The sequence below is a fragment of the Pseudomonas sp. 10B238 genome (assembly GCF_000970615.1).
In the GTDB taxonomy this organism is placed as follows: domain Bacteria; phylum Pseudomonadota; class Gammaproteobacteria; order Pseudomonadales; family Pseudomonadaceae; genus Stutzerimonas.
Window position 1 is genome coordinate 14,106 of sequence record NZ_KQ033946.1, and the last position, 12,641, is coordinate 26,746.

General features: G+C 61.4%; 10 protein-coding genes. 3 read left to right on the forward strand and 7 right to left on the reverse strand.

The features are described 5' to 3' along the window. Window positions 1–30 precede the first annotated feature (30 nt). Complete coding sequence (locus RT21_RS21525) at window positions 31–2,607, reverse strand: bifunctional diguanylate cyclase/phosphodiesterase (protein ID WP_046164350.1); 2,577 nt, start codon at window positions 2,605–2,607, stop codon at window positions 31–33. A gap of 397 nt (window positions 2,608–3,004) precedes the next feature. Between RT21_RS21525 and pgm the strand changes: the two genes are divergently transcribed. Next, entirely contained in the window at window positions 3,005–4,669 is a 1,665-nt protein-coding gene (gene pgm / locus RT21_RS21530) for a phosphoglucomutase (alpha-D-glucose-1,6-bisphosphate-dependent) (RefSeq protein WP_046164351.1), read from the forward strand. A gap of 114 nt (window positions 4,670–4,783) precedes the next feature. Here the strand turns inward: pgm and RT21_RS21535 are convergent, their stop codons facing one another. Beyond that, window positions 4,784–5,188, reverse strand: a complete 405-nt coding sequence (locus tag RT21_RS21535; protein WP_046164352.1) for a RidA family protein — start codon at window positions 5,186–5,188, stop codon at window positions 4,784–4,786. 139 nt (window positions 5,189–5,327) lie between these two features. On the opposite strand from RT21_RS21535, the gene RT21_RS21540 reads away from it, so the two are divergent. Next, window positions 5,328–6,245, forward strand: coding sequence for a LysR family transcriptional regulator (locus tag RT21_RS21540; RefSeq protein WP_046164353.1), 918 nt, complete (start codon window positions 5,328–5,330; stop codon window positions 6,243–6,245). Window positions 6,246–6,282: 37 nt separating this feature from the next. On the opposite strand, the gene RT21_RS21545 is transcribed toward RT21_RS21540, so the two are convergent. Continuing rightward, window positions 6,283–6,891 (reverse strand): glutathione S-transferase N-terminal domain-containing protein, encoded by a 609-nt coding sequence (locus tag RT21_RS21545; RefSeq protein ID WP_046164366.1) that lies wholly within the window; start codon window positions 6,889–6,891, stop codon window positions 6,283–6,285. A gap of 570 nt (window positions 6,892–7,461) precedes the next feature. Between RT21_RS21545 and RT21_RS21550 the strand changes: the two genes are divergently transcribed. After that, the gene (locus tag RT21_RS21550; protein WP_046164354.1) at window positions 7,462–8,232 is read left to right on the forward strand and encodes a 3-hydroxybutyrate dehydrogenase; all 771 of its coding nucleotides are present in this window, start codon (window positions 7,462–7,464) and stop codon (window positions 8,230–8,232) included. A gap of 65 nt (window positions 8,233–8,297) precedes the next feature. On the opposite strand, the gene RT21_RS21555 is transcribed toward RT21_RS21550, so the two are convergent. The 4 genes from RT21_RS21555 to RT21_RS21570 all read right to left on the reverse strand — a co-directional run bounded on the left by RT21_RS21555 (window position 8,298) and on the right by RT21_RS21570 (window position 12,457). After that, a complete protein-coding gene (locus tag RT21_RS21555) occupies window positions 8,298–8,789 on the reverse strand; it encodes a GNAT family N-acetyltransferase (RefSeq protein WP_046164355.1) in 492 nt (163 codons plus the stop codon). Between the two features lie 101 nt (window positions 8,790–8,890). Continuing rightward, the gene (locus RT21_RS21560; RefSeq protein ID WP_046164367.1) at window positions 8,891–10,381 is read right to left on the reverse strand and encodes a sigma-54 interaction domain-containing protein; all 1,491 of its coding nucleotides are present in this window, start codon (window positions 10,379–10,381) and stop codon (window positions 8,891–8,893) included. Window positions 10,382–10,458: 77 nt separating this feature from the next. Further along, window positions 10,459–11,826: a TRAP transporter large permease gene (locus tag RT21_RS21565; RefSeq protein WP_046164356.1), complete on the reverse strand. Its 1,368-nt coding sequence runs from the start codon at window positions 11,824–11,826 to the stop codon at window positions 10,459–10,461. Between the two features lie 16 nt (window positions 11,827–11,842). After that, a complete protein-coding gene (locus RT21_RS21570; RefSeq protein WP_046164368.1) occupies window positions 11,843–12,457 on the reverse strand; it encodes a TRAP transporter small permease subunit in 615 nt (204 codons plus the stop codon). Window positions 12,458–12,641: the final 184 nt, after the last annotated feature.

A 12,641-nucleotide genomic window follows, 5' to 3' on the forward strand; every position in this document is an offset into this window, starting at 1 on the left:
TCGCCCTGTACGTACGGGTTCTACGAGCGCTTAGCACCCGCCCGCCGCGATGACACTTGCCACCTGGGCATCGGCCAGAACCTGCTGGAACAGCAGCGGTGACATGGGCCGGCCGAGGTAGAAGCCCTGAGCCTGATCGCAAGCAAGTTCGGTCAGCTTGCCAAGTTGAGCGACGGTCTCGATGCCTTCGGCTGTCACGGTCAGCGAGAGGGCGTGACCCATGCTGACAATGGCGTGGACAATCGCTTCGCTGCTTTGTGATTGGTCGAGCTCAGAGATAAAACTCCGATCAATCTTGATTCCATCGAATGGGTAGCTTCGCAGATAGCTCAACGAGGAATATCCGGTGCCGAAGTCATCCATGGACAGGCGAACGCCCAGCGCCTTGAGCTGGTTCATGGTCGTTAGCGCCGAGGCGGCATCTTCGAGCATGACGCTTTCGGTAATCTCCAGCTCCAGACGGTGCGGGGCGATGCCGGTGCCCTCAAGGACTTTCGCAACCCGATCCACCAAATCACTGCGCTGAAACTCCACCGGGGAAAGGTTCACCGAGACCATCAGCTCATCGCCCCAGCTCAGCGCGTTCAGGCAGGCTTCACGTAGCACCCAGTCGCTGAGCTCTACAATCAGGCCGGTTTCCTCGGCCAATGGGATGAAACAGGCGGGGCTGAGCAATTCGCGGATCGGATGCTGCCAGCGCACCAGCGCCTCTGCACCGACGATGGTTTGCGAAGGCGCATCGTAGCGCGGCTGGAAATCGAGACGGAACTCATGGCGGCGCAAGGCCTGACGCATGTCCATTTCGAGTTGCCTGCGCTCCATGATTCGCTCGTTCATCGCCGGTTCGTAGAACCTAAACAGATTGCGGCCGCTGGACTTGGCCTCGTACAGCGCGATGTCTGCGTAGCGCAGCAGGTCATCTGCGATAAGCCCGTCATAAGGCGCCGAGACGATACCGATGCTGGCGCCCACGCTGACCTCGTTCGCGCCAATTCTTATAGGTTGGTTGATTTGCTCGATCAGGCGCAGGCATAGCCGTTCTGCCTGTTCCAGGGTTCGACAGTCGGTTGCCACAACGATGAATTCGTCGCCGCCAAGCCTTGCTACCAGGTCCGTTTCTCGCGTGCCGCTGGTGAGCGCACTGGCCACTTCGCGCAGCACCACATCGCCCGCAGCGTGGCCAAAGGTGTCGTTGATTGGCTTGAAGCGGTCCAGGTCCAACGCCAGGACAAACACTGGACTCTCTCCACTCATCCCGTCGCTCAGGCAAGTGCTGAGGAAATGATTCAGGCGGTGACGATTGGCCAGCCCGGTCAGCGCGTCGTGCTGGCTGATGTGCTCGATACGCGCCTTGGTCTCGATCTCCTCGGTGATATCGCAGACCGTGCCCTGATATCCCCGTAGCAGGTCTGCGACTCGCACGGCACGGGACGAGAGCTGGCAGTGGCGCAGGCTCTGGTTGTCGTCGCGCATTTCACAGGGGATCGGTTTGCGCCCGGCAGCGTTGCCGGCCTCGGCGGAGGCAGCCATCAGCTGTTTGTCATAGGTTAGCAGGTCGGTGAGCGGCCGCCCGATCCAGGCGTGACACGGCAAACCCGTTACCTGGGTGAAGCGCTCGGACAGGAACGTCAGTCTTTGCTGAGAGTCGGTTTCCCAGATCCAGTCCGAGGATGCTTCGGAAATATTCTTGAAGCGCTGTTCGCTTACCCGCAGCGCCTGCTGAGCCGCATCGATCATGTCCGCTGCATGGATGACACGCCTGCGCAGCCAAAACATCAGTAAGGCGACCAGCGTGGCGAGCAGCAACAGCATCGGCAGAAATTTTTGCAGCACCGACCGGCCGAGCGCCTCGCTCTGCCATTGCAGCGTGATCGCGACGCCGAGGTCCTCTTGCAGTATTAGCCTGGGTCGCGGGCCGTCGGGAAGTGCGCCGATGGTCGCGGTGAGCCCGGTCAGATCGAATGCTTCGTCAATCGCTTTCAGCTTCGGGTGGGTCAGCACGTCAACATAGACGAGATAGGACAGGTTTTCGAAATCGTCGTACGAGCTGTCCGGCCGTATCACCGCCGCCGACACAACCGCCGGCATATTGGTGACCGAGAAATAGACCTGGGTGACACCATCTTGAGCAGACTTGCTACGTGCGCTGGCCAATAGCGCGGACAGGTCACCGGCTATCCAGTCGCTGGCATCCAGGTCGCTCAACTCGCCGTTGACGATGGCATAGCGGGTCGATGCGTCGGGACCCAGAACAAAGACGCCGTCCAGACCGTATGTCGAGAACAGCGAAGGGCCGATGTTGTCGCCATCGAAGGCCCAGGCGGCATCGACCTCGCCGCTCATGTGCTTGTGGGCGTCATTCCAGAAGGCATAGTCGGCCAGCGCGGTGCCGATTTTGTCTTGCCGGCTTTCCATTGCCAAGGCTGCGTCTGTTTCGCTGTGCTGCACTTGCTGCTCGTCCAGCGCAATGCACAGATAGACCAGCGCCAGGGCGACGGGGACGAAAAGCGCAGCGACCACATAGATGAAGCTGAGTGACGCTCTGCGGGTCATGGCGGTGTAGCCTGCCGCTTCGCTGGGGGTGCTAGTTGCGATGGTAATAGTCATCGATGATTGGCCGGGCTCGAAGAGTTGCGCTAAGTGGCTGCTTGCCCGTTTGTATCGGCTGAAGTCAGGCATGCCGCTGTTCTGGTTGGCGCATTCCGACCGGCGGCGGGAGACTCGATGGCTGAGCGCTGCACAAACGTTCTAGCTCGCCCGGCCCTTGGGGAGTCGACAATGCTCGTCGGATAGGCAGGCCCTTCGCGGCACGGCCGGCGCGCTCTATCATGCGCCACCGCTGCGCATGAGCTTTCGATGCAACTGTGGGGAACCAAAGCCCGAGGGTGCATGGTCGAAGCGCGTAGATAAGTGCCGGTTGCCACCGTCATTTTGCGTTCGACACCCTCGGCAGAACTCAGGGTTCTGCCTGAATCGACCTACTGATCTTCCAAAGGAACGACTGATGAGCCTCGACCTCAACGCAGGACGCCTCCCCGCCGAGCACACCCTGACCAACATTCCGCGGCTGATTTCGCGGTATTACAGCGAGCGCCCTGATCCATCCGATCCGGCGCAGCAAGTCGCTTTCGGCACCTCCGGCCACCGCGGCTCGTCACTGAAGAACAGCTTCAACGAGTGGCATATCCTGGCAACCACACAGGCGATCTGCGATTACCGCCGGGAGCAGGGCATCGACGGTCCGATCTTCGTCGGCATGGACACCCACGCGCTGTCCGAGCCGGCGTTCGTATCCGCCCTGGAAGTGTTGGCAGCCAACGGCGTCGAGACACGCATCGACGCAGGCTGCAGCGAAACCAATGGCGAGCCCGGATACACGCCGACCCCGGCCATCTCCAACGCCATCCTCGAATACAACGCCGGCCGCAGCAGCGGCCTGGCTGACGGCATCGTCATCACGCCGTCGCACAACCCACCTGCCGATGGCGGCTTCAAGTACAACCCCACCAACGGCGGCCCGGCCGACACCGGCGTGACCAAGTGGATCCAGGAGCGCGCCAATGCGCTGCTGGTTGCCGGGCTCAAGGGTGTGCAGCGGATGGATTATTCGCAAGCGTTGAAGGCACCCACCACCCAACGCTTCGATTTCATCGAACATTACGTAGCTGGGCTGGAGCAGGTGATCGACCTGGAGGCCATTCGCAACTCCGGCCTGAAGTTTGGCGTTGACCCACTCGGCGGCGCTGGCGTGCATTATTGGACGCGCATTGCCGAACGCTACGGCCTGCCGCTCGAAGTGCTCTCGACCCGCGTCGATCCAACCTTCCGCTTCATGCGACTGGACTGGGACGGCAAGATCCGCATGGATTGCAGCTCGCCCCACGCCATGGCCGGTCTGATCGAGAACAAGGACCGCTTTGACGTCTCCTTCGCCTGCGACACCGACCATGACCGCCACGGCATCGTTGCGCGTTCGGTGGGGCTGCTGAACCCCAACCATTACCTGGCCGTAGCCATCGAATACCTCTTCACTCACCGCCCCGAGTGGAGCGCTGGGGCGGGCATCGGCAAGACCTTGGTGTCGTCCTCGATGATCGACCGTGTTGCCAAGGGCATTGACCGCAAGGTGGTCGAGGTGCCGGTGGGCTTCAAGTGGTTCGTTGATGGCTTGATGGACGGCAGCCTGGGCTTCGGCGGTGAAGAATCCGCTGGTGCTTCTTTCCTGCGCAAGCAAGGCGGTGCGTGGTCCACCGACAAGGATGGTCTGATTCTCGGCCTGCTGGCTGCTGAGATCACCGCGGTGACCGGCAAGGATCCTGGCGAGCGCTACCAGGCGCTGACGGAGCGCTTCGGTTCCCCGGTCTATCAGCGCATCGATGCTGCCGCAGACCGCGAGCAGAAGGCCAAGCTCGGCAAGCTGTCGGCTTCGCAGGTCACCGCCAGCGAGCTGGCCGGCCAGCCAATCACCCAGATTCTCACCGAAGCACCGGGCAACGGCGCCGCAATTGGCGGCCTTAAGGTGGTGACTGGCAACGGCTGGTTTGCGGCGCGGCCTTCCGGTACCGAGGACGTCTACAAGATCTACGCCGAAAGCTTCGAGGGCGAGGCGCACCTCAAGCGCATCCAGGAAGAGGCTAAGGCGCTGGTGGACGGCGTGTTGAACAGCTGACAGCCAGCGCGCCATGGACAGCGGGCAGTCTTTATGCTCGCTTGATCGCGAAGGCAGCCGTCGAGGCCGTTCGCCTAGGCGAATTGACCGGCTCCAGTCGCTCGACAAGCGGGGTCAGGCGCCGCTGGCCTCGGGCAGTTTCGCGATGACCTTGATCTCGAATTGAAAACCGTACAGCCAGGTTACGCCCAGCGCTGTCAGTGTCGGGTGAGGCGCGTTGCCCCAATACTCCGGGACGACTTCCCAGACCTTCTCGAACTGGGTTTGCGGATCGACCATAAAGACAGTCACGTCAATGACGTCCTCGAATGTGCAGCCAGCCTCCTTGAGGATCGCATTTAGATTTTCGAAAGCCAGCCGAACCTGCGCTTGCAGATCTGCTTCGGGTGAGCCGTCTTCGCGGCTGCCCACCTGTCCTGAAACGAACAGGAATCCATTGCTGCGGATCGCTGGCGAGTAACGATTGCGCTCGTACAGGGCCTGGCGGCCAGCCGGAAATACTACGTCGCGGATTGTCATGATGGGCTCCTTCGGCAAGGGCGTGATTGCCCCGTTGCGGTTTGAGCCAGCACTGTAGAAGGCTGTGCGGCACGGATAAACGCGATAGTCTGATCAGCACTGTTCTTGAATCCCAAACAATTACAACGCTGGAGCTAACATGGACCGTTTTGTCGCGATGCAGGCCTTTGCCTCCGTGGTCGAAACCGGCAGCTTCACCAAGGCTGCCCAGACGCTGCACCTGAGCAAAACCAGCGTCACGCAGCTGGTCCAGCAACTCGAGGCACGTCTGCGCGTCCAGCTGCTCAATCGCACCACGCGCAAGGTCAATGTCACGGCCGATGGCGCCGCTTACTACGAGCGGGTGGTGCGGTTGCTGGCGGACATGGACGATGCTGAAACCAGCCTGTCCAGCGCGTCGACGTCGCCACGGGGACGTCTGCGCGTGGACGTCCCGAGTCCGTTTGCACGCTTGATCCTGATTCCAGCACTGCCCGCATTTCATGCCAGATACCCCGAGATTCAGCTGGATCTGGGCGTGAGTGATCGTAAGGTTGACCTGATCGATGAACGAGTGGATTGCGTTGTGCGCGGCGGCGACCTAACCGATCTATCACTGATGGCTCGGCACATAGGCGATCTTCGCCTGGGTGTGTACGCGGCGCCGGATTATCTGTCGCGTGCCGGCATGCCGCTGCATCCTCGGGAACTGGAGGACACGCATCACCGCATCGTTGGTGTTATCTGGGCGCGCACCGGGAAGACCTTCCCCTATGCGATGCACCGCGGGGATGAACGCGTCAATGTGCAAGGCCGCTACGTGCTATCCGTGGACGATGGTAATGCCTATCTGGCTGCGGGCCTGGCGGGATTAGGGGTGTTCTGGCTGCCGGACTACATGGCCGAACAACCGCTGGCGCGCAGCGAGCTGGTGCCCCTGTTCAACGATTGGCAACTCGAGCCGATGCCCATGTACCTCGCATACGCGCCGAACCGGCATGTGAGCGCCAAGCTGCGCGTATTTATCGACTGGGTCGTTGAGTTAATGGCGCAGCGAGCACAGGCATTGGAGCGGTGACGCCGCCATTCCGAGGTGCCATCACCTGCTTCGAGAGTTAGGCAGGCTCGCTGAGCTGCATTGACTCGCGCTGTGAGAGTGCGTCCTGAAAGGTCACCAACGCCGGGAACTCGTTTCGCCAGCTCAGCTCGGCGAAGCGAAAATCCAAATAACCCAGGGCGCAGGCAATCCCGATCTGAGCGATGTCCAGCGGGCCTTGTAGCGATTCGCTGTCGTCGTTCAACGCGCTGAGGGCACGGCGAACCTTGCCGAGCTGTCCATCGATCCAGTCATCCCACTGCCGCTCCATCGGCCGTGCGGCGCGCTCGTACCGGGTGATCACAGCCGCTTCCATCACCCCATCGGCCAGCGCTGCGAGACGCAGCGTTTTCCAGCGTATGGCGGGTTCAGCAGGGAACAGCTTCGGCCGGTCATGCAGGCTATCGAAGTATTCGCAGATTACGCGACTGTCGTACAGCACCTCGCCATCGTCGAGCATCAGTACTGGAATCTTGCCCAACGGGTTAAGCGTATTCACGCGCTCATTGAGGGAGATCGGCAGCACTGCTGTTTCGATTAGCTGCAGGCGGGGTAGCAGGCCGGTTTCGCTGGCCAGTACGCGGACCTTGCGGGCGAAGGGTGACGCTGGTGCATAGATCAGTTGCATGATGGGCTCGGCTGAGAGGGCTGGGGGAGGCGGCAACGAACCGGCCTCACGGCTGAGATTGAGCATAGACAACAATCCCACATGCAAACGGTCGGGCTATCTGGCTTTCGCAACGCTGGTCTGTTGCTCAAGAGGGCTCGATACCATCCAGCCAACGGGACATAACATGCGCCGGCATGTGTGGCCAGATTGGCATGTCCAGCAATTTGGACATTCCTATCTGGGTGGTCCACGGCGTCGGGGCCGATCTGATGCCATGGAGAGGCGGTTTTGCTGTGCGTGCGACATTCGGTGGAGTCTGGCACGGCTTTCGCTGGGTTCGACTGTCTCGCTTGCTCGCTCCGTGCTCCATCGAGGCGGTGGCGCCTGAACCCGGCGCGATCAGAACAACAAGGAAAACCTCATGACAGCCTTACCCGAACCGATCAATCGGTCCAACGCGAATCATCGTCCGCCCCTTTTCGCCGTCGTGGTGCCCGTCACCCGTCTTACCTGTCGCTATGCTGAAGAACAGCCAGGCGGGGTACCTTCCGCAGGTTTGGTAGCCCTTCGCAGCCAACGGAGCCCGTCATGAACTTGAAAGGCAAGACCGCGCTGATCACCGGCTCGACAAGCGGCATTGGCCTGGGTATCGCTTGCAAGCTGGCCGAGGCGGGCGCACAGGTGATGCTAAATGGCTTCGGCGATGTTGATGCCGCCCTCGAACGCGTCTCGGCATACGGCACGCGAGTGCTGCACCATCCTGCCGACGTGTCCGATGTGGATCAGATCGCCGATTTGGTCAGCCGGACGGAGCGCGACCTCGGCGCGGTCGATGTGCTGGTCAACAATGCTGGCATCCAGCATGTCGCTCCCATCGAAACATTCCCCGTTGAGCGCTGGGACACCATCATTGCCATCAATCTATCCTCGGCGTTTCACACCATGCGCCTCGCGTTGCCGGGCATGCGTGAGCGCAACTGGGGGCGGATCATCAACATCGCCTCGGTTCATGGCCTGGTGGCCTCGGCGCAGAAGGCTGCTTACGTGGCCGCCAAGCACGGCCTGGTCGGTCTGACCAAAACCGTGGCGTTGGAAACAGCTACCACCGGCATTACCTGTAACGCGCTTTGTCCTGGCTGGGTATTGACGCCCCTGGTGCAGCAGCAGATCGATAGCAAGGCCCAGGCCCACGGCGACCCGAGCCAGGCGACCCGTGAGCTGCTGATGGAAAAACAACCGTCGCTGGATTTCGTGACGCCGGAACAGCTGGGGGAGCTGGCCGTCTTCCTGTGCAGCGATGCTGCTCGCCAGGTCCGCGGCGTTGCGTGGAATGTCGACGGCGGCTGGCTGGCGCAATAGTCATTCGGGCCATCCATAGCCGCAGCGGGTGTGTCGTCTGCGGCTACCGGTGGCAAAACAGTTTGTTATTGCCCTGCCGATGTCGGGTTGCGACGGAGATGAACTAACGCGATGCGTTCACCGGCCCGACTCTGTCTTTCCTCGATCGCGAATGGCACGAATCCGAGTTTCGGATAGAGCAGCAGGCCCGCTGTGTTCAGGCTGAAACAGGAGATCTGCACCTGGGCGGCCGCAAATTTCGAGAAGGCAACTGCGCAAAGGTGGTCGACGAGGAAACCTGCAGCCCCGGACCTCCGCGCGCTTGGCGCAACGATAACGTTCCCGATTGAGCAAACCCCACCCTGATCCCATCGGTAGAAGTTCGCGAATGCTACGGGCCGGCCTGATTGGACGACGACGGACGACTCGGCGCGTTGAGCGATCGCCTCGAGCAGTTGGTCCTCAGTGAGTGGGTAATGAGCTTTTGGAAAGCAATAGAAGAGTTCTGCTTCGTCCTGCGGCCATTCACAGATAGCCGGCAGATCTTCGTGGCAAACCGGGCGAATCGTAAATGTCATTCTTTGCGCATCCTGCGACAGTCAACGGTTCGTTACGTTAACGACGGACATCAGCCGCAGCAAGGCACCCATCATTGCTTATCGAACTTCTAGCTGTCGCGCTACCGTTCGCTCAGTCCATGTAACTGCAACTTCGAATACAGACTGGCTCGGGATATGCCCAGCTCCGTCGCGGCTCGGCGGCGGTTGCCTTTGCAGGCGAGCAGGGCGGTCTGCAAGGCGCGGCGCTCGGCCTGGGCGATGCTTTCGGCCAGACGTTGCAATGGGGCGTTGGGTTCCGGTGCCGGTTCAGCAAGCATCGGCTCACTGGGCATAGCGGCAGCCTGCGGCGCGGCGGTGGTCGTCGAGCCGAGCAGCGGTGAGAAATGGCGTGCTTCCAGCGGGCTGCCATCCGTGCTCAGCTGGGCGCGTTCCAGCAGATTGCCCAGCTCGCGTACGTTGCCCCGCCACGGCTGATTGCACAGCAATGCGATGGCGCTCGGCGCAAGTTCCATGGGTGCCTGACCGGAGCGGTTGGCAATGTCGTCGAGCAGGTGCTCGATTACGGCTGGGATGTCAGCAGCGCGTTCGCGCAGCGGCGGCACCTGTAGCGCCAGCACGTTGAGCCGGTAGTAAAGGTCATCGCGGAACTCGCCAGCGGCGACCTTGGCTTCCAGGTCGATGTGTGTGGCAGCGATCACCCGCACATTCAGTGGCTTGACCTGGTTGGAGCCCAACGGCTCGATTTCCTGCTCCTGCAGCACGCGCAACAGCTTGGCCTGCAGTGCCAACGGCAGGTCGCCGATTTCATCGAGGAAGAGGGTGCCGCCGTTCGCCACTTCGAACTTGCCGATGCGCGCTTTGCGATCAGCGCCTGTGAAGGCCCCGGGCGCAGTACCGAACAACTCGGCTTCAACCAGCGTTTCCGGAATTGCCGCGACGTTGACTGCAACAAAGGGTCCATTGGCACGCGGCGACAGGTTGTGGATGCCTTGGGCCAACAGCTCCTTGCCGGTACCGGTCTCGCCACGGATCAGCACTGTGGCGTCCAGCTGGGCGGCACGCCGTGCTTGGCGTTTCACTTCGCTGGCGGCCGGGCTGGTGCCGATGAAGCCGGCGATGGTGTAGCGCGCCCGGCGAGCCTTGGCCAGTTCGTTCTGGGTGGCGACCAGCTGCGTCTGCAGCGTGGTGAACTTGGACATCAACGGTTTGAGATGTCGGGCGCGGTCGAACAGGACGAAACCCAGCGCGCCGACCAGGGTGCCGTCTTCGTCACGAAGCGGAATGCGAGTGACGACGAAATGCTCGCTGCCGAAGGCCATCAGGTCGAGCATGCTCGGCTGGCCGCTTTCCACTACCTCGCGCAAGCGGCTGGCGGGCAGCACCTCTTCGATTTCCTTGCCGAGTACGCTACGCGGGTCGCTGATGCCGATCTTCTCGGCGTACTTATCGTTGATCCAGACAATGCGTGCCTGGCGGTTGACCGCGATGGTGCCTTCGCATTGGGCATTGAGGTGGTCGAATAGCAGCGGCATGGCCACCGCACGGAAACGTTCGGGAGATACGCCGATGGTCAGGCCGTTGAGATCAAGGTCGTTGCGGGCGATTGCCATGGGTTCGAGCTGTCCGGTGAGGTTCGGCCGATTATGGAAGGCGCCGGCTGCCAGGGGCAAGGCAGCCGGGTCCGGGCTCAGAGTCCGTACACCTCGTTGGGCAGCCATGTCGCCAATGGCGCGAAGAAGAAAACCAGTGCCAGGCCCAGCAGCTGGATCAGGATGTAGGGCATGACGCCGAGATAGACGTCCCGCGTCGTGACTTCCGGCGGGCAGACTCCCTTGATATAGAACAACGCGAAGCCCACCGGCGGGGTAAGAAACGAGGTCTGCAGGCACAGCGCGAAGAGCACGGCAAACCACAGCGGATCCACGCCCATGGAAAACAGCACCGGCGCCACCAGCGGCAGGATGATCAGGGTGATCTCCACCCAATCCAGGAAAAAGCCCAGCAAGAACGTGATGAACAGGACGGTCAGCAACACCCCAGTCTGGCCGAATGGCAGGCCGGTGAGCGCCGCGCGGATCACGTCATCGCCGCCCAGTCCACGCAACACGGCGGCGAACACCGTGGCACCGATGAAGATGCCGAAGATGAATGCTGAGGTGCGGCTGGTCTGGTAGAGCGCTTCCTTCAGCACCGCCATGTTCAACTTACGGCTGAGGGCAGCCATCAATACCGCGCCGAATGCACCTACAGCAGAGGCCTCGGTGGTGGTGGCGATGCCGAAGAAGATCGAGCCCAGCACGGCCAGAATCAGGACGAAGGGTGGCACCACCGCCCAGAACACATCGATCAGCGCCTTTGCATCGAGCTTTTGGCGATTGGCCGGAGCAGGCGCAAAGTCCTTCTTCAGCCACGACACCACAACGATGTAGAGGATGTACATCAGTGCCAGCATCATCCCGGGTATCAGCGCACCCATGAACAGCTTGCCCACTGAGGCTTCCGACGTACCGAGTCGGTCGGCCATCAGGACCAACATGATGCTTGGCGGAATCAGAATGCCCAGGGTGCCAACCGAACAGGCGGTGCCGACGGCGAGGCTCTTGTTGTACTTGGCCTGCAGCATCGGCCCAATCGAGAGCATGCCGAGCAGGGCCACCGAGGCGCCGACGATACCGGTGGATGCGGCCAGCAAGATGCCCACCAGCACGACCGTTACGGCGTAACCGCCACGCAACGGACCGAGTATGCGAACGAGGCTGTGCATCAGTCGCTCGGCGATGCCGGAGCGGTCAAGCATGATGCCCATAAAGATAAACAGCGGCAGAGCGACCATCAGCTCATTGGCGACGATGCCGTAGATGCGGGCATCCAGAACGCCGATGGTACCGTCCCAGGTGAACCAGAGATCGGCGTCGAAGTGTTCGACCATCACGTGGCCGAGTACGGCGAACAGCAGCCCGATGCCGGCCAGCGACCAGGCAACGGGGAAGCCAAGCAGCAGCAGCCCCATGAAGGTGGCGAACATGCTGATGACGAGAATTTCTTCCAGACCCATGATTACGGCTACTCCATCAGGGCTGCGAATGGCCGCGGTCGCGGACATGCGTCGGGGCTACAAAGGCCCGCGGAAAATTGAACAGCAGCGTGCTGCAACGCGTGGCCCGTGAAAGCAGCGCCAGTGCTACTAGCGCCAGGCCGATGGGCAATACGCTTTTGAAAATGTAACGATGTGGCAGGCCGCTCGGCGCCTGCGAGCGCTCGTCATAGATGAAAGCCTGGTAGGCGAACGGCACCAGTGCGTCGACCATCAGCACCACGATCGGCAATGCCAGTATCAGGATCGCCAGCAGTTCGATGATGGCCTGGCTGCGCAGCGTGAATTTCTCACGCAGTACATCGACGCGGACATGGTCATCGCGCACCACGGCGTACGCCAGGGCGAGCATCAGGGCTGCACCGAACAGGTGCCAGGACAGTTCTTCCAGCGCGATCGAGCCGCGAGAGAGGACAAAGCGACTGAACACGTTGGTCAACACGACCGCCAAAACCAATAGCCAGATCCATGCACTGGCTTCGCCGATGGCGACCAGCGCTTTGTCCAGCCACCAGGACAGCTTGTTGTGAGGCAATGCATCCGCTTGAGCGGCGGGCACGGCTTCGTTAGGGGAAACGGGATGAGCGGACACGGCCACCTCGGAGATCCGAAACCAGGGGAAGACACGGCACGCAGGCCGTGCCGCTAGAGCTTGTCAGGTCGGCCAGATTCTTCACCTGTTGTGCTAAGACTGCGTGACTGCGCTTCGGCAGTTGCCAACCGACCGCAGAGAACCTCAGCACACCAGGCCATACGTAACTGACAAGGCAGCCCTA